Genomic DNA, 23,167 nt, shown 5'->3' on the forward strand with positions numbered 1-23,167 from the left:
GCTCCATCGTGATTTCGGCCAGATCCTTCGGGAAAGTCTGCAGTGTCTAACCGAGCCGCGAAACCAAGTATCGCCGGTCCATCCGATAGCGGATGACAGCGGTGCCCGGCGCTGGTCGGCCGCCCCGACGGCCGGAGCTGCCGACCTCGTCGCCGATGCCGCCCCGGCGTCGAGACTTGCTGACCGGCAGCCCAATGACCCCGGGCGACGTCGCCATGTCGGGCGAACGGCTGGTCAGCTTCACCCGGCGATATCTCCGAGGCCCGCCTGCACGACCAGCGCACCGCCGGATCAGCCGCGGCCACGATAGCCCGGCACGTCCTGCGACGGGATCCACACGCCCGCGGGTGGCTCGCCGGTCTGCCAGAACACGTCAATCGGCATGCCGCCGCGCGGATACCAGTAGGCGCCGATCCTCAGCCACACCGGCGCCAGGAGATCCACCAGCGTCGTCGCCACCTGCAGCGAACAGTCCTCGTGGAACGCGCCATGGTTGCGGAAGCTGGTGAGGTACAGCTTCAGCGACTTGCTCTCGACGATCCAGGCATCGGGCACGTAGTCGATCACCAGATGCGCGAAATCCGGCTGTCCCGTCACCGGGCAGAGCGAGGTGAACTCCGGGGCGGTGAAGCGCACCAGGTAGCGGCGGCCGGGATGTGGCGCCGGCACCCGCTCCAGCCGCGCCTCCTCGGGGCTTGCCGGCTGTGCAGTCTGCCGTCCGAGCTGGCTCAGTCCCTCGGCGCCCGCCGTTTCAGCGATGGTCATCTCGTGCTCCCCATCAGGCGATGCTCATGTCGGCGCGCTGCCACCAGCCCTCGGTGCCCGGGCCGAATTGCGGCAGCATCTCCGACGGGTCACCGCTGAACGCCACCGTGTTGGTCGGCGTCTCCTCGATGCGGATCTCGGCCACCCGCAGTAGGCCGCCCTCGGCCAGCAGGATCGCCGAGAGCTTGGCCATCAGCAGGCATGCCATCAGCTCGGTGGTCGGATCGCCAGGCGTGACGACGATGCGCTCGGCCCGCCCGGGTTCGTTGGCGCGGAACCAGGCGAGCAGCGGATCGGTGTCGGAGAGCTGCAGCGCGTGGTCCAGCCGCTCATCGACGAAACAGTGCCAGCGCGCCTTCGCCTGCTCGAACGGCACCAGCATGTTCGATACGCCGTCGAGCCGGGCCGGCCGCACCGGCTGCAGCGTCGCCGTGACGAACTCGTTGTGCCCGTGCGGCAGGGCGCAACGTTCGGACTGCCCACCGATCAACCGATGCCCCATCGAGAAGCGTCGGGTGAAGCACAACTCAAGCATCGCCGCTCGCCGCCACGTAGCGCTCCCAGCCGGACCGTCGCAGGTCGCAGGCCGGGCAGGTGCCGCAGCCATAGCCCCAGGCATGGCGGTGGGTGCGGTCGCCGAGGTAGCAGCTGTGGCTCTCGTCGCGGATCAACGTCACCAGCGCATCCCCGCCAAGGTGCGCGGCCAGGCGCCAGGTCGCGGCCTTGTCCAGCCACATCAAGGGCGTGTGCAGCACGAAGCGCGCATCCATGCCGAGATTGAGCGCCACCTGCAGCGCCTTGATGGTGTCGTCGCGGCAGTCCGGATAGCCGGAATAATCGGTCTCGCACATGCCGCCGACGATGTGTCGCAGGCCCCGACGGGTCGCGAGGGCGGCGGCAAAGGTCAGGAACAGCAGGTTGCGCCCCGGCACGAACGTGTTTGGCAGGCCATTGGCGCCCATCGTGATCTCCGCATCGCGGGTCAGCGCGGTCTCCGACAACCGGCCCAGTGCGTCGAGCGCCAGCGTGTGATCCGGCCCGAGCCGCGTTGCCCACGCGGGATCGATCCCCGAGAGCCCGGTGCGGATCGCGTCCCGGCAATCGAGCTCGATCCGGTGCCGCTGGCCGTACTCGAAGCCCAAGGTCTCGACCCGCTCGAACCGGTCGAGCGCCCAGGCCAGGCAGGTCGCGGAATCCTGGCCGCCGGACAGCAGCACCAGCGCACCGTCCCGGGTGACGGGCGGTTCAGCCATTACGGTATCCCGATCAGCTTGTGGGTCTGCAGGCTGAGGCGCCATTGCGGGTGCGCCAGGCAGTAGGCGACGGCGGCGTCGGTGTGGGCAATGCGTTCCGGCCCGTCCATCGGCTGCAGGAAGAAGTGTCCGAATGCGAGTTCGCCGAAGCTGTCCGGATCAAGGCCAGCCTGCGGGAACACCAGCTTGAGCTCGGCCCCGGAGCGCTGCACCACCGGGTTGCCGGCCTTCGGGCTGACGCAGATCCAGTCGATCCCCGGCGGCGCGGCAAGCGTGCCGTTGGTCTCGACCGCGATCTCGAAGCCACGCGCATGCATCGCCTCGACCAGGACGGCGTCGAGCTGCAGCAGCGGTTCGCCACCGGTGAACACCACATAGCGACGCGCCTCGCCGCCGGGCCACCGTGCCAGGATCGCGTCGGCCAGCGCGGTGGCATCGGCAAACCGGCCGCCGCCAACCCCATCGAGCCCGATGAAATCGGTGTCGCAAAACCGGCATGCGGCTGCGGCGCGGTCCTGCTCGCGGCCGGACCACAGGTTGCAGCCCGCGAACCGGCAGAACACCGAGGCGCGACCCGCCTGCGCCCCCTCGCCCTGGAGGGTCGCGAACATCTCCTTCACCGCATACGCCATGGCGGCAGGATTTCGGTCAGACGGGGCGCGCGTGCAAGCCTTTACTGGAGACTTGCCGAGGATCCGACCCGTTGACAGAGTCCCCGCCCATCCTCGTCCTGATCGAGCCGACGACATGAGCGTCCCGACCACGCGCCGGCTAGCCGGCTTGTTCCTGCTCGTTGCGGTCGCAGCATGCAGCCGTCAGAGGGACCCAGATCCGGCTTCCCGCGGGGAGATCGATGACCATGCTCCGATCCGTGCGACCGCCAGCGTCGTCATCGATGCAACCCCCTCCGACGTGTGGGGAGTTCTCGCAGATGTCCGCAGCTGGCCTGCGTGGCAGCACGATATCCGGGCGACGACCATCGGCAGGGCGCCCGCGGTCGGGGTGAAGTTTCGGTGGTCGATTTCAGGCGGTACGATCAGATCGCGCTTCACCGTGTTCGACCCGGCGCATCGGCTTGCGTGGTCAGGCAGCCTGTTCGTCTTCCATGCCGTCCATGTCTGGATCCTGCGCACCCAGCCCGACGGGGAAACGCGCGTCGAGACACGCGAGTCATTGAGCGGCTGGCCGATCGGATGGCTCTATTCCTCGGCGGACCTGTTGGAGGCCAACCGGCGATGGCTGGCCGCGCTCAAGATTGAGGTCGAAGCACGGCACATGGCTCCCACGCGCGGCTGACCCGACAGGACAGCCGCACGCGCCAGGCTCTACTCGGTCGAGACGCCACGCCAGAGGTCGATGCCGCCTTCGCTGGCGTGACGGTCGATCGCGGCGAGCTCCTCGGTGGTGAAGTCCAAACGCTGCAACGCGTCCAGGCTGTCATCGAGCTGCTTCACGTGGCGCGCGCCGATCAGCGCCGAAGTCACCCGGCTGTCGCGCAGCACCCAGGCGATCGCCATCTGCGCCAGGCTCTGGCCGCGCGCCTGCGCCATCTGGTTCAGCTCCCGCACGCGGCGGAGGTTGTCCTCCGACAGCAGCTCGGTGCTGAACGAGCTGCCCTTGGCGGCGCGTGCATCGGTCGGCACGCCACCGAGGTACTTGTTGGTCAGCAAGCCCTGCGCCAGCGGCGAGAACGCGATGCAGCCGACGCCAAGCTCGTCCAGCGTGTCCAGCAGCCCGTCCTCGACCCACCGGTTGAGCATCGAATACGAGGGCTGGTGGATCAGCAGCTTCACGCCCTCGGCGCGCAGGATTTCTGCCGCCTGGCGGGTGCGCTCAGGGCCATACGAGGAGATCCCGACATAGAGCGCCTTGCCCTGGCGGACCATCTGCACCAGCGCGCCCATGGTCTCCTCGAGCGGCACGTCGGGGCTCGGGCGGTGCGAGTAGAAGATGTCGACATAGTCGAGCCCCATCCGCTTCAGGCTCTGGTCGAGAGAGGCGATCAGGTACTTGCGCGAGCCGCCGACCCCGTACGGCCCCGGCCACATGTCCCAGCCGGCCTTCGAGGAGATGATCATCTCGTCGCGGTGGCCGGTGAAGTCCTTGGCCAGGATGTGGCCGAAATTCTCTTCCGCCGACCCGTACGGAGGCCCGTAATTGTTTGCCAGGTCGAAATGCGTCACGCCACGGTCGAAGGCGCGCCGGATCACCGCGCGGCCGGTCTCGAACACGTCGGCACCACCGAAATTGTGCCACAGCCCGAGCGAGATCGGCGGCAGCACCAGGCCGGACTGGCCGCAGCGGCGGAAGCTGGCATCTTCGTAACGGGTGGAGGCGGGCTGGTAGGTCGTCATCGGGTCCGTGGCTTTCTCTGCGTCAGGGGATAGAAGCGTTCCGCAGCCGAAGGGTTGCCGCTGACCTCCCGGCCTTGTGGGTGCTGCTGCCCGCGCCTACCACAAGCGGGATTCCGACCGAGGACACCGTCACATGACCCAGGACGAACTGACCGCGTGGGCGCTGGCCAATGGCTGGCAGATGATGGCCGGCTGCCCGAGCCTGACCAAGCCGAACAACCCGAAGGAGGCCATCGTTCGGATGGTGCTCAAGGCGACGGTGGTCAACCTCGAGGTCAAGAAGCCGGCCGGCAAGTGGGAGAAGGTGTCCGGCGCGCCCTACGCCAGCGTGGTGGCCGACCCAGAGCATGGCGTGCCGCAGGGCCTCGGCTTCGACAGCATTCCGAGCTTCTCCACCCTGATGCGGTCCAACAAGGACTCCCGCGTGTTCGCAAGCTTCGGCAAGCCGGGCTGACCCCCATCCGCGCCGGGGGAGCGAACCCGCCGGCAATGCGTTGCCTGGGCAGCACGGGCTGAACGGCCCGATCTCTAGGAGCAACGCCATGACCATCCTCTCGGCACTCGGCCTCGAATCCGGACGCAAGGTTCGCTACGCCATGGTCGGCCTCGGCGACATCACCCAGGAAGCGATGCTCCCGGGCGTCGCCCATACCGGCAACTCCGAGGTGGTGGCGTTCGTCAGCGGCGACCTGGAGAAGGCACGGCTGGTCGGCGAGAAGTACGGCGTCACCGCCTTCTACGGCTACGAGCAGTTCGAGCAGATGCTCCATTCCGGTACCGTCGACGCGATCTATCTCGCTACCCCGAACTGGCGCCACGCCGAGTTCGCCGTGCCTGCGCTGAAGGCCGGCATCCACGTGCTGGTCGAGAAGCCGCTCGAGGTCAGCACCGCCAAGGCGCAGGAGATCCTCGACGCGCAGCAGGGCACCGGCGCGAAGCTGATGGTCGCCTACCGGCTGCATTTCGAGCCCGCCACACTGTCGCTGATCGACAAGATCCGCGCCGGTGACCTCGGCGAGCTGATCGCCTTCAACTCGGCGTTCTCGCAGATGGTCTCGCCTGCCAACCACCGCGCCAGCAACGGCGTCCTGGGCGGTCCGGTGCTCGATATGGGGCCATATCCGGTGAACGCGGCGCGCTACGTGTTCGGTGAGGAGCCGACCGAGGTCGCGTCGGCGATCGGCTCGCGGCATCCGCAGGCCGGCCTCGGCGACTTCGACGACACCGTGGCCGTCACGCTGCGCTTCCCCGGCGGCCGGATTGCCCAATTCACCCTGAGCTATTATGCTAATGCACTCGATAGCTTCGTAGTATTGGGCACCAAGGGCAGCATCCAGATGAGTCCGGGCTACATGTACGGCGTGAAGCTGGAGCAGACGATCGCACTGGGCGATGCCAAGTCGCACGAGAGCTTCAAGAACACCGACCATTTCGGCGGTGAGCTGAAATACTTCTCCGATTGCATCCTCAATGGCAGCGACCCGGAGCCCGACGGCGAGGAGGGTTATGCCGACGTGCGGGTGCTGGAGGGCATCATCCGCGCCCTCGAGACCGGCACCAGCCAGAAGCTCGAGCCGTTCACCCGCGCCAAGCGGATCGATACCGAAACCCAGAAGATGATGCTGTCCGCCAAGTCGCCGCCGGAGCTCGTGGGAGCCTCCAATCCTGCGCGCGACAAGGACACCGCACCCGCCAACTGACACCCGGCCGCGGCCGGCAGGAACGACCCCACCCGAGGAGAGCCATCCGATGAAAGCCAACAGCGTTCTCGAAACCATCGGCAACACGCCGCATATCCGGGTGAACCGGCTGTTTCCCGACGCCGAGGTCTGGATCAAGTCGGAGCGCAGCAATCCGGGTGGCTCGATCAAGGACCGCGTCGCCTTCGCCATGGTCGAGGCGGCCGAGGCCAGCGGCGAGCTGAAGCCGGGCGGCACCATCATCGAGCCGACCTCGGGCAATACCGGGATCGGGCTCGCCATGGTGGCGGCGGTGAAGGGTTATCCGCTGATCGTGGTGATGCCGGAGAGCATGTCGCTCGAGCGCCGCCGCCTGGTGCAGGCCTATGGCGCCAAGCTCGACCTGACGCCGAAGGAGCTCGGCATGAAGGGCGCGATCGAGCGCGCCGGCGTGCTGGCGTCGGAGATTCGTGGCGGCTGGATCCCGCAGCAGTTCCAGAACCCGGCCAACATCGACATCCACACCCGCGCCACGGCCCAGGAGATCCTCGCCGACTTCCCGGACGGGATCGACGTGATCATCACCGGCGTCGGCACCGGCGGCCACATCACCGCTTGCGCCGACGTGCTGAAGCCGCATTTCCCGAAGCTGCAGATTTTCGCGGTGGAGCCCGCGCTGTCACCGGTGATCTCCGGTGGCAAGCCTGGTCCGCATCCGATCCAGGGCATCGGCGCCGGCTTCATCCCGAAGAACCTGCACACCGACGTGCTGGACGGCGTGATCCAAGTCGATGCCGAGGACGCCAAGCAGATGGCCCGACGCTCCGCCACCGAGGAAGGCTTGCTGGTGGGGATTTCTTCCGGCGCCACGTTGGCGGCGATCGCCAAGAAGCTTCCGGAGCTGCCGCAGGGCGCTGTCGTGCTCGGCTTCAACTACGACACCGGTGAGCGCTACCTCTCGGTGGCTGACTTCCTGCCGGGTTGAAGCTCACAGCCGTTCGTCTCGCGGCCACGCTGCTGGCAGCCGCGTCGCCAGCAGCTGCCGACGAGACCTGCCGCTTCACTGGCCGCACCAGCTATGACGGCACCCTGGCGATCGGGGCGCACACCACCATCGTCGCCGGCGCGCTGCAGATAGACGTCAGGCTGCAGCTCGATGCGAATCCGCTGCCACTGGTGCACACGCACTACGTCATGCAGGAGGTCAGCGCCTGGAGCCCGCAGGGGGTCCTCTGGATCGCGGTCAACGACCGCTATCGGTTCGATGGCCATATCGTCCGGCAGCAGTGGGACGTCTATCGGCGGGTCGGCGACACGCTCCAGGGCTACCGGCTCCAGGGCAAGCGCCTGCCCGAATTCGAGCGTCGCCATCCAGGCTTCGTCCAGCATTGGAATCCGGCCCGCTTCGGCGACGACTGGCTGGCGGACTATGCCAAAGGCGCGCCCGATCGCCGGCCAGACCTCGATTTGACGCATGACCTCGCCGAAGTGCGCGTGCCGCTTGCCCTATCGTTCTACTGGCTGCGGTTGTTGCCGCCTGGTGCGACCACCGTGTCGGTGTTCCTGCCCGGCTTCAAGGAGGAGAAACGCGCCGAGCTCGCGATCGGCCCCTCGGTTCCGGTGAGCCGGGGTGGGACCGTTCGGCAGGCGCCGATCCACTACCCCTATCTCAGCCCGACCACACCCTCGACCGCCACTGTGCAGCTCACGCCCGACCACCACATCCGCCAGCTGATGTTCGACCTGCACGGCGTCGAGCACAGCGCCCGCGGCGTTGTTGCCCAAACCGGCTGCACGGGCACCCCATTGCCGCCCGAGGGTTGAACGGCCTGGTCAGCTCTTCAGCAGCTGAAGGAAGCTGCGCAGCCTGGTCAGGAACATCTCCGGGCGCACTTCGGCATGGTCCGCGGAGGAGCCCACGTCTCGCCGCAGCGCATTCTGTCCCCGGCGGGCAAGCTCCTCCAGCGCGGTGGCCAGTTCCGGCCGCGCCTTGATCGCCGCCGCGATGTCGGCCTTGCCGATCCGCCAGGCATGTAGCGGGGTCAGCGCCGTCGCGGTCGCCGCGAACGGCGTGCCGGTGATCAGCCCGATCGCGCCGATGCACTCCCCGGGGCTCATTCGGTACACCACGCGCGAACCGCCCACGCCCTCGACGGTGATCTCGGCAGCACCCGCCGCGATCAGGAACATCGCCTCCGGGTTGTCGCCCTGGCGGATCAGCGTCTCTCCCGCCTGCAGCCACTCGGCCTGGAAGTACGGAATCAGCGACTCCCGCTCGGCCGCATCGACCACCCCGAACAGGTCGCTGTCCTGCAGCAGCTCGGCCAGCGTTGGCACCGGCACAGTCACCGGCGTCGCCAGGCCAGCCACCGCGAGGGCGATCCCGGCATGGCGCAGATGCCGCAGGATGTTGGTGTAGAGCTCGGTCCGCGCCGCCGACAGCTGCGCGCTCGTCTCCACGGTGAAGCCGATCTCCCAGGTGACGCCGTCGCCCCTGATCCCGGTGCAGTTGATCGAGGCCGCCGGCCTGGACTGGATCACCCTGCAGGTCAGTACCGCGGCCTGCAGCGCCTTCAGGCACCTGTCGGGAATCGCCGCCGCATCGACCGAGACCGTCAGCGTGTCGCCGCGGGCCGAGGTGGGAGCGCTCCGGTTCACCAGCCGCGCCTTGGCGATGATGCTGTTAGGCACCACGGCGATGTTGTTCTCGCCGGTGGCGATCTGCGTCGAGCGCCAGTTGACCTGGACCACGTGACCCTCGATGCCGCCCTCGACCCAGAGCAGGTCGCCCGGCTTGTACGGCCGCTCGAGCCCGACCGCGATGCCCGAGAACACGTCCGACAGCGTGCTCTGCAGCGCCAGGCCGAGCACGATGGCGATCACACCCGACGTCGCCAGCAGGCCGCGGATCGGCACCTCGAAGGCGAAGTTCACCACCGCGAGCAGGGTCGCGACGGCAATCGCGCCGGCCACCAGGTCCGACACGATGCGGGTCTCGCGCGGCCGGTTCTCCAGCACCACGAACAGCCGGGCCAGCCCGACCAGCACGCGCGAGCCGGCGATCCACCAGCACGCCTCGACGACCTGTTCCCAGAAGCGATCGCCGGCCGCGCTGCTGTAGTGCGGCTGCAGCGTCGAGCCGACGACCGCGTCCACCAGCAGCGTCAGCACGATGAAGTAGGCGATCCGCGCGACCACCCGGACCCAGAGCGGCCAGCGCGACCGCAGCCGCGGCAGGATAACCGCGGCCAGCAGCAGCAGGGTCGCCAGCAGCAACGGCGTGGATGGATGCAGCATGGCCATGCCCGGAGCGGGGGGCATCAGCGCGGCCGGAAGCGGTCGCAGACGAAGGCGGCGAGGGCGCCTGCCAGCATCAGGCCGGTCATTGCCACGCCATCCTCCGACCCGATCCAGCCGACCAGGATGGTGCTGATGGCGCCGATGAAGAACACCACCGTCCCATACAGCGCCGACGCCGCCCCGGCCGTGCGGCCATGCCGGAGCACCGAGCCGAGCGCCGAGCCCGGCAGCACGAAGCCCAGTGCCGCCATGCAGATCATCATGCCGGTCGCCAGTCCCACCGCACCGCCAAGGTGGAAGGTCGCCATGAACAGCATCGCCATGGTGGCGGCGATCAGGCCGACGCTGCCGCCGGTCAGCATGTGGTCGGGGCCGAAGCGGCCGGTCAGCCGGCCGTTGATCTGCACGCCGACGATGTAGCCGATCGCGTTCAGGATGAAGACCTCGCCGAACTCGGCCGGGCTGAGCTGGTAGGTCTGCAGGAACACCGGTGGCGCGCCGCCCAGGAACGCGAACAGGCTGAAGGTGCCGAACCCGCCTTCCAGCGCATGCGCACGGAACGATTTCTCGCTCCAGACCAGGATGTAGCGGATCGCCGCGTCGCCGAACCGCAGCCGCGAGTGGCGGTGTGCCCGCAACGTGTCGGGCAGGAACACGTAGATCAGCGCCGAGCACGCAGCCCCGTAGCCGGCGGCGATCCAGAAGATGCCGCGCCAGTCCCAGTATTCGGTGATCAGGCCGCCGAGCGTCGGGGCCAGGATCGGCACCACCCCCATCACCACCACCATGCGGCCGATCATGCGGGCCGCCTCGGCGCCGTCCTTGACGATGTCGGCGATCACCGCGCGCGGGATCACCAGGCTGGCGGCCCCCCCGAACGCCGCCCAGAGCCGCCACCAGGACAGGTCGTTCATCGTGGCCGAGAGTGCGCACCCGATCGAGGCGACGGTGTAGAGTACGGTGCCGAACAGCAGCGGCGGCCGCCTGCCATAGTGGTCGGCGAGGGGTCCGTGGGTGATCTGGCCGAACGAGAGCCCGAGGAACCAGGCCGCCAGCGTCATCTGCGTCTGCCCGGGCATGGCGTGCAGCGAGGCGCGCATGGCGGGGAAGGCCGGCAGATACATGTCGGTCGAGATCGGACCGACCGCGGTCAGCATCGCCAGCAAAACCGTGATCAGGATCGGCGAGCGGACCGTAAGTTGCGGCGCAAGCCCCGCCTCCTCGTCCTGCAGCTCGGACATCGGGGAGCCTCTGGCGTCGCTCGGGGACGCTGGTTGCCGGGTCGTGCTCAGACTGGCCGCATGCCGAGACGACTGATCAGCTGCATGTCGCGGTTCTCGGTCGGGTTCGGGGTTGTGAGCAGCTTCTCGCCGTAGAAGATCGAGTTGGCGCCGGCCAGGAAACACAGCGCCTGGGTCTCGTCGGTCATGCCCTCGCGGCCGGCGGACAGGCGCACGTGGCTGCCCGGCATGGTGATGCGGGCGGCAGCGATCACCCGCACGAAGTCGATCGGATCTACCGCGTGGGCGTCCGCGAGCGGGGTGTTGGCCACCCGCACCAGCATGTTGATCGGCACGCTCTCGGGATGCTTCGGCAGCGAGGCCAGGGTGGCGATCAGCCCGGCCTGGTCGGCGACGCTCTCGCCCATTCCGACGATGCCGCCGCAGCACACGTTGATGCCGGCGTCGCGCACGTGGGCCAGGGTGTCGAGCCGCTCCTGGTAGGTGCGGGTGGTGATGATCGTGCCGTAGAACTCGGGCGAGGTGTCCAGGTTGTGGTTGTAGTAGTCGAGCCCGGCTTCGCGCAGCCGGCCGGCCTGGCCCTGGTCCAGCATTCCGAGCGTGACGCAGCTCTCCATGCCCAGCGCCTTCACTCCCTCGACCATGGCGCACACCGTCTCGAGGTCGTGGTCCTTCGGCGAGCGCCAGGCGGCCCCCATGCAGAACCGGCTGGCCCCCGCCGCCTTGGCCGCGGCAGCCTCGGTCAGCACCGCCTCGACCGCCATCAGCCGGGTCGCCTTGATCGGGTTCTCGTGGCCGGCGCTCTGCGGGCAGTACGCGCAATCCTCCGGGCAGCCGCCGGTCTTGATCGAGAGCAGCGTCGAGATCTGCACGTCGCGCGGATCGAAATGGGCGCGGTGGGTGCTCTGGGCCTGGAACATGAGGTCCGGGAACGGCTGCGCCATCAACGCCAGCACCTGGTCGCGGGTCCAGTCGTGGCGGAGGGCTTGGGGGGCGTCGGACCGGGGCTCGAACGCGATCGGGTGGTCGAGAGCGCCGTCGGGCATGATCCGTCTCCTTGGGGCCGAGAGCCTCGTTTGCCGTCCGTCCATGTGCCACAGCCGGCCCTGTAACGGGAAGGGCACCCGATCATGCCAGAGGATCCGGGCGTCGTGCAGGCCGGGTCTCGCTCCGCCGGTCATGGACCGGACCCTGGACAGGTTATGACGGGAGGGTAGCCAACCGCGGCGGGCGTCGGCTGAAGTGCCAGAACGACGCCGTCATGACGGACAACGTCAGCGTCTCCAGGCCGAACTGGCCCTCGCTCATCATCGCGGTGCCCAGATCGGACTTGAGATAGATGCTGTAGAGCAGTGTCGGAGCGACCGAGCCCTTCATCAGCATGATCAGGGCAACGAGTTGCGCGCCTCTGATCCAGGGGTGCACCGATAACCGATCCCAGACCAGGACCGCGATCAGGAAAGCCGCGACGACGGGTTCGGCAAAGGTGATGTAGGCCGGGACCAGAACCTCCCAGCCATAGGGCTCCGAATAGACGTCTTCATGAGCGAGGAAGGACAAGCTCTCGAGGATGCCCGAGAAGGCCCAGCCGAGGGCCGGCTTGCAAACGAACCAGACCAACACCGCGAGGAGCATAGCTCCAAGGGCCTTCTGCCAAAGCCGGTCGAGCCTTGGAGAAACGAGCACGATCGCGATGCACGTGATGAAGTTCGTAATGATCGCGGGGAGGTTCTTGAGCAACGAGAACGTCCACGCCGTCGTGGTGACCCCATCCATGACGACAGCTCGAACCAGCGCCTCGTGCAGCATCGAGTAAATCAGGAAAAGCACCAACGAACGCGGTAGCCACGAATATCCGGATAGCCGCGGGTCCGCCAACCTGTTGAACAGGATCGTCGCGAACATGGCGAGCGCCACGTTCAGGTATCGTGCGGGCCACCCGACGATGCTGTTGTCCGGGTAGGGAACATGCAGACCCTGCAGCATCACCACATGCACGCTCAGGGCCGCGATCAATGTCAGCCCCATGCCAAGAAGGAGCCTCGGCCATTGTCCGGCGGTCGACTGGTAGAACATTGGCCCGTGTTCCTGATCGTTAGGCTGGCGGAACTGTTTCCCGCCGGCTGAGCGATAGGAGCAATGGCCATGCCAGCGCGCCGATCCGCAACGTACTGACTCGATGGAATAATAAATACAGCTGTTAGCGAACCCTGCGAAAAGTCGCCTACCGAGGACGGGTTCGCGTCACATAGTGTGCAATTCCACCACCTGACTCAGGTCCCATCACGCCGTCGCCTGGCGCCCATTCCCGGCCAGAACCTCGGCATACAAGCGTTCACAGCGATCGAGCCAGATGTCGCGGGTGAACAGCTCCAGCACGCGCGCACGGGGTATGCTGCGGTCGATCGCCAGCGCATCAGGGATGGCTTCGGCCAGTGCTGCCACGTCATCCGCGGGCGCGAATATGCCCGCCTCCGCGATCACCTCGCGGGCGGCGCCCATGTCCGTGCTGGCGATCGGCAGGCCGCACGCCATCGCCTCGATCGCCACCAGGCCGAACGGCTCGTCCCAGCAGGGCGTGAACAGGAACACCGAGGCCCGCGCCAACTCGGGCGCCAGCGCCGCCGCGTGCAGGTGCCCGCCATAGCGGATATTCCCCTTGATCCACGGCCGAACGTGCGTGTCCCAATAGACCGGATCCTCGATCGTGCCGAACAGCGTGAGCGGGATCCCGCCGTGTTGCGCCGCCTGCACTGCCAGGTGCGTGCCCTTGTTCGGCGTGATGCGGCCGCACCAGACGGCGCTGCCGTCACCGTCGGCGCGGAACGGCCAGGCCGCCGGGTCGATGCCGTTATACAGCACCGACGCTTCCGGCGGCGCGCCGTCCGGCCACCAGGCATGCAGTTGCCCCTGCGACGTCACCGTCAACCGATGCACCGGGCTGGCACTGTCCTTCACGAACCAGTGCAGCGCATCGAACGGCGGCACGTGCAGCGACGTCACGGTCGGCATCGCGCCGGTGCGCGCGCGCGCGAGCGGAAACCGGTGCAGGCTGTTGTTGTGAACTACGTCGAAGCCGCCTGCCTCGATGCGATCGCACGCATCGGCGTATCCCGCGTCGACATGCGCGATCAGCGGCGCGCTGCCGCGATGTTCCGCCCAGGGAAACGTGCGTTCGTAATGCTCTTGCAGCACCGGGTCGAGCGTGAACCGTGGGTCGCTGTCGCCGGACGCGAACAGCACCACCTCATGCCCGCGCGCCTGCAGCCCGTTCGCCAGGTGCGAGCTATGGGCCTCCATTCCGCCCATGAACGGCTCGGCGATCGGTTGGCGCACATGCGCCAGCAGCGCGATCCTCACGCCACGGCTTGCGCGGTCTGGGCCTCACCCGCCGTGCCCGGCTCCCGACCGGCATCCCGCTGCCTCGCGCGTTCCTCGAGGATCCGGATCACGGTGGTGGTGTTGGAGTAGGGCTGGTGGCTCTGCTGGCCGGTCAGTGCGAGATCGTCGGCGTCGGGGTCGCGCAGGATCCGGATCGGCCTGCCCTCGACGTCGTCGATCAGCCCCAGCAGGCGGAAGGCGTGCAGCCAGTGCCCCATGGTGCGATAGCCCCACTTGGCCTCGAACAGCTGCGCGTTGCGGACGACGCTCTCGAGATGATGGATCGGCGGCATGTGGTGCCGGTGATACTGGTGGTAGGCGAGGCCGCCCTTCATCCACGCGATCGCGATGCCCTTGCCGTCGAGCATCTTGCCGAAATCCGTATCCTCGCCGCCATAGCCGAAATAGCGCTCGTCGAACCCGCCCGCAGCCAGGAAAGTCGCACGCCGCATCGCGAAGTTCAGTGACCAGAAGCAGCGATAATCGTTGCACCGCTCGATCCCCGCCGGCGGCGGGCCGCGCCGATCGGAATGCCGCACCGCCACTGCGGCAAACCCGTCGAAGTTCCACCCGTCCCTGGTGGCGCCGCCCGGCAGATACATCACCTCGCCCATCAGCAGCCCGTCGAGCTCGGCCAGGCCAGCCGCATAATCGGCGACCAGGTCGGGCGCCGGGATGCAATCCATGTCGAGAAATACCAGCATGTCGCTGGTGGCCGTGCGTGCGGCGGCGTTGCGAGCGGCCGCCAGCGGCAGGGCGCCACCGGTGGTCACGATCTGCCGGATCGGGAAGGGCGCTTCCGGAAGCACGTAGAGCTGGTCCTGCATCACGGCGACGATCAGTTCGGCCGGCGGCTGCACCTGCCGGCACAGGCCGAGAACCACGTTGGCCAGATGGTCCGGTCGGCCCTTGGCCAGCGTCACGACCGATACGGTGTTCATGGCGGCTTCAGGCTCCGATGGTCAGTGCGGGTGGGATCTCGGCCGTTTTGCGCCAGAGGGTGGTGGCAAGTTGCTCGAGCCAGGCGGCGGCGATTTCGGCCGGCCTGCGATCGATCAGCGCGCGTTGCGCATCCGGCCGATGGCCCGCCAGCGTCTCGTCGAGCGCACGCTGCCAGGCATGCGCCGAGGACGGCAGATGCGGCCGGAGGCAGGCCACGCCTGCCGCGGCCAGGGCCTCCGCCTTGCGATGCTGCTCGTCGAAATAGCGCCATTCCGGAACGACAAGCCACGGACGTGACGCCGCCAGAACCTGCTGGCAGGTGGTGTTGCCGGCCGACGAAACCACGAGATCCGCACTCGCGACATAGTCCGCCGCGCCATCCACCCAGCCGCGATGCTCGATATTGCCGGGCTCGGTCGCATGCCAATCCCGTTCCACCGGACCGATGGTGATCCAGCGCGCGCCGGGACGCGAGCGTGCGCCGACGCCGAGTGCCGCCTGGCTGAACCCGTTGCCGCCGCCGCCGGCCATCACCAGGATCATGTCCTCGTTCGCGCCGACGCCGATGCGCTGGCGCGCAGCCTCGTATTCGGCCACGCGCGTATCAACGCCAAGGCCGCCCGCGAAACAGATACGGGTATGGAACACCGCGTTCCATTCCGGTTGTGCGAGCGCTGCGTGGAAGGGTGCGAGGAGCCCGGCCGCGCCATCATAGGCGGCCTGGTGCCCGGCATCGCCGCGGTCGCCATGCTGCAGCACCATCACGTGCGGCACGCTGCAGATGCGCGCCAACTGCGCGATTTCCGCCGACACGTCGCAGATCATCAAGGCGGGATCCGCGCTCTCGAACCAGGCGACGATCGTTGCCATCGCGCGGCGGATCGAAGGCCATCCGAGCGGTGCGCAATGCAGCGTCGACGGTGTCGGCACGTGATCCATCGTCGTCGCCTCGCCGCCGGTGGCCTCGAACAGCGAAGGGACGACAACGATCTCGGCATTCGTCGGCAGGGTCGGGAAGATGTCGTTGCGGGCGCAAAAGATCACCAGCCTGCGTTCCGACGGAAGCGCGTGCGCGATCGCAGCGCAGCGCTCCGCATGGCCGCGCCCCTGGTGATGGACGAAATAGCCGAACGGTTGCGTCATGCCGCCGCAGGCTGGTCAGCAGGGATCGAGCGCGCCCGGGACCGGTGCAGCGACGCGTAAAGTGCCACGGTTTTCCCGGCATAATCCGGCCAGTTGTAGAACCCGGCATTGTCCAGGGCGGCGTTGGACAGCGCCCGGTGTCGCACCGTATCCGATACGATCTTGAAGCAGGCGGCGCCGATTGCGACGTCATCGGACGGATCCACGAGAATGCCGTGGCCGATCCGGCCGACGATTTCCGCAGGACCACCGTTGCAGGTCGCGACAACCGGAACACCGGCGGCTGCTGCTTCTATCAGTGTCAGCCCGAACGGTTCATGCAGTGCCGGGTTCACGAACACACCGCCGCGCGCCGCCTGTCGATACAGCGCGTCGACATCGTCGGGACCGTGTCGCGGTGGCAGCGCCATCTGTCCGTGAAGGCCATGATCGGTTCGAAGGCGCTCGAGTTCGGCGATCACCTCACGCTCCTCCGCGGACGCATGCGGGCTGCCATGCTGACCGGCGAGGATGACCAGGTTCGCGCGCTCGACCAATGCAGGGTGGCCGGCATACGCGCGCACCAGCGCGGCCAGGTTCTTTTTCCGCACCGGACGTGCAATTGCGAGCACGATCGGCTTGTGCGGATCGAGCAGCTGCGCGTCCCATCCGTCGAGCCGGGATGGGGATGGTCCCGATCGCACACGATGCGGCACGCCCGGTGCAACGCAGTGGGTGCGTGTCGTCGCATCGGCGACACCGTAGGCACGAAGCTGGCGGTCGGCTTCGTCACGGGTGGACACGACGATCGCATCGGCCATCGCGATCGCCTGGTGTTCAGCTGCGATGCGTCCGTCCAGAGCATCGCTGCCGGGCCGGTGGGCACGCTTGTCGATGCCGAGCGCATGCGGCGTATAGATTACGGGAATGCCGAAACGCCTGCGTGCGATCAGCGCCACGGCGGCGGCATCGGAAAAATGGGCGTGGATGATGTCCGCTTGCTTCGGCAGCGTCTCCAGGTGTTTGCAGAAGGCGTCGATGAACGCAGGCAGGTCGGCTGCCAGGCCTTCCTTTTCGAGGTAGTGACGATCGGCGGTGGCGATACGATCTATTGTGATCTTGGCGCCGAAAGGCTCACAAGGAAGCCCGTGCACGCAACCGAGCTGGTCATCGTCGAAGAGCCGGGTGACGATGGAGATCCTGTCGACCGCCGCTATCGCCGCCTGTGACATGGCGGCCTCGAGCACGTAGGCAATATGACCACCCGTATCAGCTGTGATCCCGAAGCTGATCGGAGGCGCCCTCAGGCACCCCCCGAGCGCCAAATGCAGGATGAACAAATCTTTTCCTAGTTACGAGAATGTAGCCACAGGCCCAACACGTTAAAAATTGTTCGGTTCCGGATCAAGGGTCGTGCCGGCATACACGTGCGCCTGAACGACCGGGCACCAGACGCGGAGAAGCCCGCCGGCGCATGCCGGCGGGCTTCTTCCCGGACGTTTCTCAGGTTCGGACGGTCAGCCCCCGAGCGCCTTGATCATCGTTTCGCCGAGCAGCGACGGGCTCGACGCGACGTGAATGCCGGCGGACAGCATCGCCTCGATCTTGGCGGCTGCGGTGTCGTTGCCGCCGGTGATGACCGCACCGGCATGACCCATGCGACGTCCCGGAGGTGCCGTGGCACCGGCGATGAAGCCCACCGTCGGCTTCTTCACCGGGTTGTCCTTCAGGAAGTGCGCGGCGTTGATTTCCGAAGCGCCGCCGATCTCGCCGATCATGACGATCGACTCCGTCTCCGGGTCGGCGAGGAACATCTCCAGCACCTCGATGAAGTCGAGCCCCTTCACCGGGTCGCCGCCGATGCCGACGCAGGTGCTCTGACCCAGGCCCACGGCCGTGGTCTGCGCCACCGCCTCATAGGTCAGCGTACCCGAGCGGGACACGATGCCGACCTTGCCCGGCCGGTGGATGTGGCCCGGCATGATGCCGATCTTGCACTGGTCGGGGGTGATGATGCCCGGGCAGTTCGGCCCGATCAGCAGGCTGCCGCTGCCTTTGAGCGCTGCCTTCACCCGCACCATGTCGAGCACCGGGATGCCCTCGGTGATGCACACGATCAGCGGCATCCCGGCGGCGATCGCCTCCAGGATGGAGTCCGCGGCGAACGGCGGCGGCACGTAGATCACCGACGCGGCGGCACCGGTGGCTTCGCGCGCTTCCAGCACGGTGTCGAAGACCGGCAGGTTGAGGTGGGTGGCACCACCTTTGCCCGGGGTCACGCCGCCTACCATCTTGGTGCCGTAGGCGATCGCCTGCTCGGCGTGGAAGGTGCCTTGGCTGCCGGTGAAGCCCTGGGTGATGACCTTGGTGTTCCTGTCGACGAGGACCGACATCAGCCCTTCCTCCCCTTGACCGCGGCCACAATTTTTCGTGCGGCGTCCGACAGGTCGCTTGCGTTGATGATCGGCAGTCCGCTCTCGTCGATCAGCTTCTGGCCGAGTTCGACGTTGGTGCCCTCCAAGCGGACCACCAGCGGCACGGTCAGCTTCACCTCGCGCGACGCCTCGATCACCGCGGTGGCGATGATGTCGCAGCGCATGATGCCGCCGAAGATGTTGACCAGCAGGCCCTCGACGTTCTTGTCCGACAGCAGGATCTTGAACGCCGCGACCACCCGCTCCTTGGTGGCGCCGCCGCCGACGTCGAGGAAGTTGGCGGGCTCGGCGCCCTCCAGCTTGATGATGTCCATGGTCGCCATCGCCAGGCCGGCGCCGTTGACCATGCAGCCGATATTGCCCTCGAGCGCGATGTAGGAGAGGCCGTGGCGCGCTGCCTCGAGCTCCTTCGGGTCCTCCTCGCTCTCGTCGCGCAGGTTCTCGAGCTCGGGATGACGGAACAGCGCGTTGTCGTCGAAGGTCATCTTGGCGTCGAGCGCCACCAGGGTGCCCTCACCGGTCACGACCAGCGGGTTGATCTCGATCGAGGCCGCGTCGAGGGCGACGAACGCCGTGTAGGTCGAGCGCACCACCTTGGCGAAATGCTGGATGGTCTTGCCGGTGAGGCCGAGGCCATGCGCCAGGTCGCGGGCGATGTAGTCGGAATAGCCGAGCGCCGGGTCGATGGTGGCGTTCAGGATCTTTTCCGGGCTGGTGTGGGCGATCTCCTCGATCTCCATGCCGCCTTCCCGCGAGGCGATGATCGCGATCCGGCCGCTCTCGCGATCGGTCAGCATCGAGAAATACAGCTCGTGCTTGATGTCGCAGCCGGCCTCGACATAGAGCCGGTTGACCTGCTTGCCCGACGGACCGGTTTGCTTGGTGACCAGCACGTGGCCCAGCATTTCGGTCGCGGCCTGCTCGGCGTCGGCGGGGCTCTTGACCAGGCGCACGCCGCCCTTGCCGTTCGGGTCGTTGGCGAAGCGCCCGGCACCGCGGCCGCCGGCATGGATCTGCGACTTCACGACGTAGACCGGGCCCGGCAGCGAGCGGGCGGCGGTCAGCGCCTCTTCCGGAGAGCGCGCGACGCGACCCTCCAGCACCGGCAGGCCATACCCCTTGAGCAGAGTCTTGGCCTGGTATTCGTGGATGTTCATGGCCGCGAGGGCTCCTTCCGGCAGGCGTCTTCTCGGGTGGTCGTGGACGACGGAGCCGCCCGCGCGATGACAACGCTCGAGCCACCGGGGAAAGCCTCCGCGGGGCCTGGGCGGGGGGATGTTTGCATCCGGCAGAGAATAAAGTCACGCCCGGGGCGAGGGATCGCGGGGCCGGTTTTGCGGCAACCCATGGCAATGTGACAGACTTGAGGCCTTAACGGCGCCGCCGGACTGTCGGACAAGGCAGCCGGAAGAGCGTCTGGAGTTGGAACCGAGCATGAAGCATTGGCGGATCGAGGATGTGGCCTGGGACCGGTTCGAGCCGTCGCGGGTCGATCCGGACGTGCTGCGGATGGTCAAGGCGGCTTCCGTGGTCGAGCGCAATGGTCTCGATTATGCGATCTATCTCAATAACGTCTTCACCGGCGATCCCGACTTCAAGGGTGCCGTCGAAAACTGGGCGGTCGAGGAGGTGCAGCACGGCGACGCCCTCGGCCACTGGGCGATGCTGGCCGATCCGTCGTGGGACTACCCGCAGAGCTTCGAGCGGTACCGATCCTCGTACCATATCCCGCTCGAGGTCGACGCCTCGGTCCGCGGCAGCCGCACCGGCGAGCTGATCGCCCGCTGCATGGTCGAGACCGGCACCTCCAGCTTCTACACCGCCATGGCGGAGGCGACCGACGAACCGGTGCTGAAGCTCATCTGCAAGCAGATCGCGGCCGACGAATACAGGCATTTCAAGCTGTTCTACGACCACATGCACCGCTACCTGAAGCGCGAGAAGCTGGGCGTGTTGCGTCGCACCCGGATCGCCCTCGGCCGTGTCACCGAGAGCGAGGACGATGAGCTCGCCTACGCCTATCACTGTACTAACGAGGGCGAGGGCGTCCCCTACGACCACAAGCGCTGTATCGCGGCCTACATGTCGCGGGCGATGGGCTTCTATCGTCGGAGCCATATCGACCGGGCGATGGGCATGATGTTCAAGACGATCGGCTTCACCCCGCATGGCCGCATCTCGCGTGCTGCCTCCGGCCTGGCCTTCCTGGCGATGCGGCGACGTGGCCGTCAGTTCGCGCGCATCATGGCCAGCCGGCCGTTCGGTGCCGCGCCGGCTCATGGTGCGCCGGAAGGTGCCACCCAGGGCGAGGCGCTCGTCTCCGGATGAGCACAAGGCGGCGTCGTCCGACCGCCTGAGCCGGCTCGCGACACCGGTATTCGGATCGATTCACTATCTAATAATTTGCATCGTGCTAACAATGCGCATCGCTTGCTGACACGGCCGGCTGCAAGTGACCAACAGCGCTGCCGGCTTCCGCCGGGGCGAGGAAGGGCTTTAGATGCGCAGTGCGCTGCCTGAGCTCGTTCGTGCAGAGGCCCGCGCCATTCCAGCCGATGGCCCGGGCTCGATCCAGCCGCACGGGATCATTCTGGTCGTGGCCGCGGACAGCCTGCTCATCACCCACATCGCCGGCGACATCGAGCGGCGCCTGGGGGTGAGCCACTGGCAGGATCAGCCGGTCGAGATGGTGCTCGGGGCGGCGCTCGCCATCCGGGTGGCGTCGCTGGCAGCACCTGGTTCCATAGTCGGGCATATCGGGCTGTTGCATACGCCGGGCGGCGAGACGCTGGACGTCACCGCCCATGTCAGCGGCAGCCAGATCATCGTCGAGATCGAAGGTGGCGACAGCTGGACCGGAGCGTTCGCCGACCGGGCGGCTCCGCAGATGCCGGTCTCGCAGCTGATGCAGCGCATGGCCCTGGTCGCGGCGGGACTGGAACGCGCTTCCCGCCTGGACGAGCTCTGTGAGCAGGCCGTCATCGAGGTCCGCCGCCTGACCGGCTTCGACCGGGTCATGGTGTATCGCTTCCAGCACGGCGGCGCCGGCGTGGTGCTGGCGGAAGACCGGCTGGACGGCGTGCAGTCGCTGCTCGGGCACCATTTCTCCGGCTCGGCCCTGCCGCCGCTGGTCAGGGCCCTGTATCTGCGCAACCGGCTTCGGGTGATCCCGGACACCTCCTACGTTGCCGCCCCGCTGCGACCCGCCTGGACCGCGAGCCAGCCGCTCGACATGAGCGAGAGCAGCCTGCGCATCGTGTCTTCGGAGCTTCTGCTCGATCTGCAGACCATGGGGGTGGCCTCGCTGGCCTCGTTCTCGATCGTCGTCGATGGCGTGCTGTGGGGGCTGGTCGCCTGCCATAACATGACGCCGCGGGCGATCCGCTATGACGTGCGTGCCTGCTGCAGCGCGATCGCCGGGAGCCTCGGCGTGCAGATCAAGGTGCTCGCGACCGTCGACATCGATCGCGAGCGGCTCCGGCTGGAGCGTTGTGCGGACGGACTCGCCCTGGTCCTGTCCGGCGAGGCGGCCCTCCGCTCCGCGGTGGCACGGCATGTCGATCAGTTCAGCCGGATGATGCGCGCCGACGGATTTGCCGTCCTGCAGGGCGCCCGGATCGCACGTTGCGGGGTCTGCCCGGGCGAGAGCAACATCCGTGCCCTCGGAAGCTGGCTGCTCGAGCATGGCTCGGGACAGGTGTTCTCCAGCGACAATCTGGCAGGCGTCTGCCAGGCGGCCGCGGACTATGAACAGACCGGCAGCGGCCTGCTGGCTGTCACCTTGTCACAGGACGAGCCCTGGCTGCTGCTGTGGTTCAGGGTCGAGCAGCCACGGACCGTGGAATGGGCCGGCAGGCCTTCCGAGATCCCGGAAGGGTCCCCGACCGGTGAGCCGGTGCGGCACGGTGTGATCTCCCGATGGTCGGAAAGCGTCGCCGGGCACGCGGAGCCGTGGTCGGCGGCAGAGGTCGCGGCGGCGGGTCGCCTGCGCGTGATGCTGCTGGAGATGCAGCACGTCCAGCTGCTGCGCGAGCTGAACCAGCAGTTGAACATGACCATCATCGACAAGGATCTGCTGCTCGAGCGGAACCGGTTCGCGCTGGGCGAGGTCAACCACCGGGTGCAGAACAGCCTGAGCCTGGTCTCCAGCTTCCTGGCGATGCAGGCGGAGCAGTCGCCCGATCCCGGCCTGCATGCGGCCCTGGAAGAGGCACGGCGCCGGCTGTCGGCGGTGGCACTGGTGCATCGGCGGCTGCATCGCGGCGACACCATCAAGCTGGTCGATGCCGGCCACTACATCGAGGAGCTGTGCGCCGACACCTTCGCCTTCATGGGTCGCGACTGGCTGCGGCACCTGACCCTGATCCTGTCGCCGGTGCAGCTTTCCAGCGACCGGGCGGTGCCGCTCGGGCTGGTGCTGACCGAACTGCTCATCAACGCGAACAAGTATGCCTACCTGGGAGCTGCGGGCCCGATCCGGATCGAGCTTGCGGAGGATCGCGGCATCGTGCGCATGACCGTCGCCGATCAGGGCGTCGGCCGCAGCTCCACGATCAAGGGTTTCGGCAGCCGCATCACGAACGGACTGGTGCGACAGCTCGGGGGCACCCTGACCGAGACCGACAACCAGCCTGGCCTGCGCATCGACGTCGTGATGCCGCGGGACGTCGTCGAGAGCCTGGACGGCTGAGCCTG

22 protein-coding genes are annotated in these 23,167 nt (G+C 67.5%); 7 read left to right on the top strand and 15 right to left on the bottom strand.

The genetic code is table 11. From position 1 onward, the window contains the following. Positions 1-291: 291 nt before the first annotated feature. Genes queF through queE form a run of 4 tightly spaced genes read right to left on the bottom strand, consistent with a single transcriptional unit; the run spans position 292 to position 2,650 of the window. Positions 292-765: a preQ(1) synthase gene (queF, locus tag ACOEQ2_RS10465; RefSeq protein WP_419727922.1), complete on the bottom strand. Its 474-nt coding sequence runs from the start codon at positions 763-765 to the stop codon at positions 292-294. A 13-nt stretch (positions 766-778) separates the two neighbouring features. After that, positions 779-1,300, bottom strand: a complete 522-nt coding sequence (locus tag ACOEQ2_RS10470) for a 6-pyruvoyl trahydropterin synthase family protein (protein ID WP_419727923.1) — start codon at positions 1,298-1,300, stop codon at positions 779-781. Beyond that, entirely contained in the window at positions 1,293-2,018 is a 726-nt protein-coding gene (gene queC / locus ACOEQ2_RS10475) for a 7-cyano-7-deazaguanine synthase QueC (RefSeq protein ID WP_419727924.1), read from the bottom strand. The genes ACOEQ2_RS10470 and queC overlap by 8 nt, the downstream gene beginning before the upstream one ends. Continuing rightward, on the bottom strand, positions 2,018-2,650 hold the full coding sequence (gene queE / locus ACOEQ2_RS10480; protein WP_419727925.1) for a 7-carboxy-7-deazaguanine synthase: 633 nt from the start codon (positions 2,648-2,650) through the stop codon (positions 2,018-2,020). The genes queC and queE overlap by 1 nt, the downstream gene beginning before the upstream one ends. A 115-nt stretch (positions 2,651-2,765) precedes the next feature. Between queE and ACOEQ2_RS10485 the strand changes: the two genes are divergently transcribed. Then, positions 2,766-3,314: an SRPBCC family protein gene (locus tag ACOEQ2_RS10485; RefSeq protein ID WP_419727926.1), complete on the top strand. Its 549-nt coding sequence runs from the start codon at positions 2,766-2,768 to the stop codon at positions 3,312-3,314. A 29-nt stretch (positions 3,315-3,343) separates the two neighbouring features. On the opposite strand, the gene mgrA is transcribed toward ACOEQ2_RS10485, so the two are convergent. Beyond that, positions 3,344-4,372 (bottom strand): L-glyceraldehyde 3-phosphate reductase, encoded by a 1,029-nt coding sequence (gene mgrA / locus ACOEQ2_RS10490; RefSeq protein ID WP_419727927.1) that lies wholly within the window; start codon positions 4,370-4,372, stop codon positions 3,344-3,346. A 133-nt stretch (positions 4,373-4,505) separates the two neighbouring features. On the opposite strand from mgrA, the gene ACOEQ2_RS10495 reads away from it, so the two are divergent. From ACOEQ2_RS10495 to ACOEQ2_RS10510, 4 genes are all read left to right on the top strand, one after another. After that, positions 4,506-4,826 (top strand): hypothetical protein, encoded by a 321-nt coding sequence (locus ACOEQ2_RS10495; RefSeq protein ID WP_419727928.1) that lies wholly within the window; start codon positions 4,506-4,508, stop codon positions 4,824-4,826. 88 nt (positions 4,827-4,914) lie between these two features. Then, entirely contained in the window at positions 4,915-6,072 is a 1,158-nt protein-coding gene (locus tag ACOEQ2_RS10500) for a Gfo/Idh/MocA family protein (RefSeq protein ID WP_419727929.1), read from the top strand. Between the two features lie 49 nt (positions 6,073-6,121). Then, positions 6,122-7,036: a cysteine synthase A gene (gene cysK / locus ACOEQ2_RS10505; protein ID WP_419727930.1), complete on the top strand. Its 915-nt coding sequence runs from the start codon at positions 6,122-6,124 to the stop codon at positions 7,034-7,036. Beyond that, entirely contained in the window at positions 7,033-7,875 is an 843-nt protein-coding gene (locus ACOEQ2_RS10510; protein ID WP_419727931.1) for a hypothetical protein, read from the top strand. The genes cysK and ACOEQ2_RS10510 overlap by 4 nt, the downstream gene beginning before the upstream one ends. A gap of 9 nt (positions 7,876-7,884) precedes the next feature. Here the strand turns inward: ACOEQ2_RS10510 and ACOEQ2_RS10515 are convergent, their stop codons facing one another. The 10 genes from ACOEQ2_RS10515 to sucC all read right to left on the bottom strand — a co-directional run bounded on the left by ACOEQ2_RS10515 (position 7,885) and on the right by sucC (position 19,629). Next, positions 7,885-9,372, bottom strand: a complete 1,488-nt coding sequence (locus ACOEQ2_RS10515; RefSeq protein ID WP_419727932.1) for a mechanosensitive ion channel family protein — start codon at positions 9,370-9,372, stop codon at positions 7,885-7,887. Beyond that, positions 9,372-10,592, bottom strand: coding sequence for a multidrug effflux MFS transporter (locus ACOEQ2_RS10520; RefSeq protein ID WP_419727933.1), 1,221 nt, complete (start codon positions 10,590-10,592; stop codon positions 9,372-9,374). Before ACOEQ2_RS10520 ends, ACOEQ2_RS10515 begins: the two co-directional genes overlap by 1 nt. Positions 10,593-10,639: 47 nt before the next feature. Continuing rightward, complete coding sequence (gene bioB, locus ACOEQ2_RS10525; RefSeq protein ID WP_419727934.1) at positions 10,640-11,638, bottom strand: biotin synthase BioB; 999 nt, start codon at positions 11,636-11,638, stop codon at positions 10,640-10,642. A 154-nt stretch (positions 11,639-11,792) separates the two neighbouring features. Then, on the bottom strand, positions 11,793-12,668 hold the full coding sequence (locus ACOEQ2_RS10530; RefSeq protein WP_419727935.1) for a hypothetical protein: 876 nt from the start codon (positions 12,666-12,668) through the stop codon (positions 11,793-11,795). A 207-nt stretch (positions 12,669-12,875) separates the two neighbouring features. After that, the gene (locus ACOEQ2_RS10535) at positions 12,876-13,952 is read right to left on the bottom strand and encodes a glycosyltransferase (RefSeq protein ID WP_419727936.1); all 1,077 of its coding nucleotides are present in this window, start codon (positions 13,950-13,952) and stop codon (positions 12,876-12,878) included. Beyond that, positions 13,949-14,914 carry a galactosyltransferase-related protein gene (locus ACOEQ2_RS10540; protein ID WP_419727937.1) on the bottom strand — a complete coding sequence of 322 codons (966 nt, stop codon included), beginning with the start codon at positions 14,912-14,914 and terminating at the stop codon, positions 13,949-13,951. The genes ACOEQ2_RS10535 and ACOEQ2_RS10540 overlap by 4 nt, the downstream gene beginning before the upstream one ends. Positions 14,915-14,921: 7 nt before the next feature. Then, complete coding sequence (locus ACOEQ2_RS10545) at positions 14,922-16,058, bottom strand: glycosyltransferase (RefSeq protein WP_419727938.1); 1,137 nt, start codon at positions 16,056-16,058, stop codon at positions 14,922-14,924. Then, a complete protein-coding gene (locus tag ACOEQ2_RS10550) occupies positions 16,055-17,269 on the bottom strand; it encodes a glycosyltransferase (RefSeq protein WP_419727939.1) in 1,215 nt (404 codons plus the stop codon). Before ACOEQ2_RS10550 ends, ACOEQ2_RS10545 begins: the two co-directional genes overlap by 4 nt. Positions 17,270-17,554: 285 nt before the next feature. Next, positions 17,555-18,430 (bottom strand): succinate--CoA ligase subunit alpha, encoded by an 876-nt coding sequence (sucD, locus tag ACOEQ2_RS10555; protein WP_419727940.1) that lies wholly within the window; start codon positions 18,428-18,430, stop codon positions 17,555-17,557. Then, positions 18,430-19,629, bottom strand: a complete 1,200-nt coding sequence (sucC, locus tag ACOEQ2_RS10560) for an ADP-forming succinate--CoA ligase subunit beta (protein WP_419727941.1) — start codon at positions 19,627-19,629, stop codon at positions 18,430-18,432. Before sucC ends, sucD begins: the two co-directional genes overlap by 1 nt. 277 nt (positions 19,630-19,906) lie before the next feature. Between sucC and ACOEQ2_RS10565 the strand changes: the two genes are divergently transcribed. Both ACOEQ2_RS10565 and ACOEQ2_RS10570 read left to right on the top strand, forming a co-directional pair. Then, positions 19,907-20,800 carry an acyl-ACP desaturase gene (locus tag ACOEQ2_RS10565; RefSeq protein WP_419727942.1) on the top strand — a complete coding sequence of 298 codons (894 nt, stop codon included), beginning with the start codon at positions 19,907-19,909 and terminating at the stop codon, positions 20,798-20,800. Between the two features lie 172 nt (positions 20,801-20,972). Continuing rightward, a complete protein-coding gene (locus tag ACOEQ2_RS10570) occupies positions 20,973-23,162 on the top strand; it encodes a histidine kinase dimerization/phosphoacceptor domain -containing protein (RefSeq protein WP_419727943.1) in 2,190 nt (729 codons plus the stop codon). The last annotated feature ends 5 nt before the right edge of the window (positions 23,163-23,167 follow it).

This window comes from Lichenicola sp., from assembly GCF_965198575.1.
Classification (GTDB): domain Bacteria; phylum Pseudomonadota; class Alphaproteobacteria; order Acetobacterales; family Acetobacteraceae; genus Lichenicola.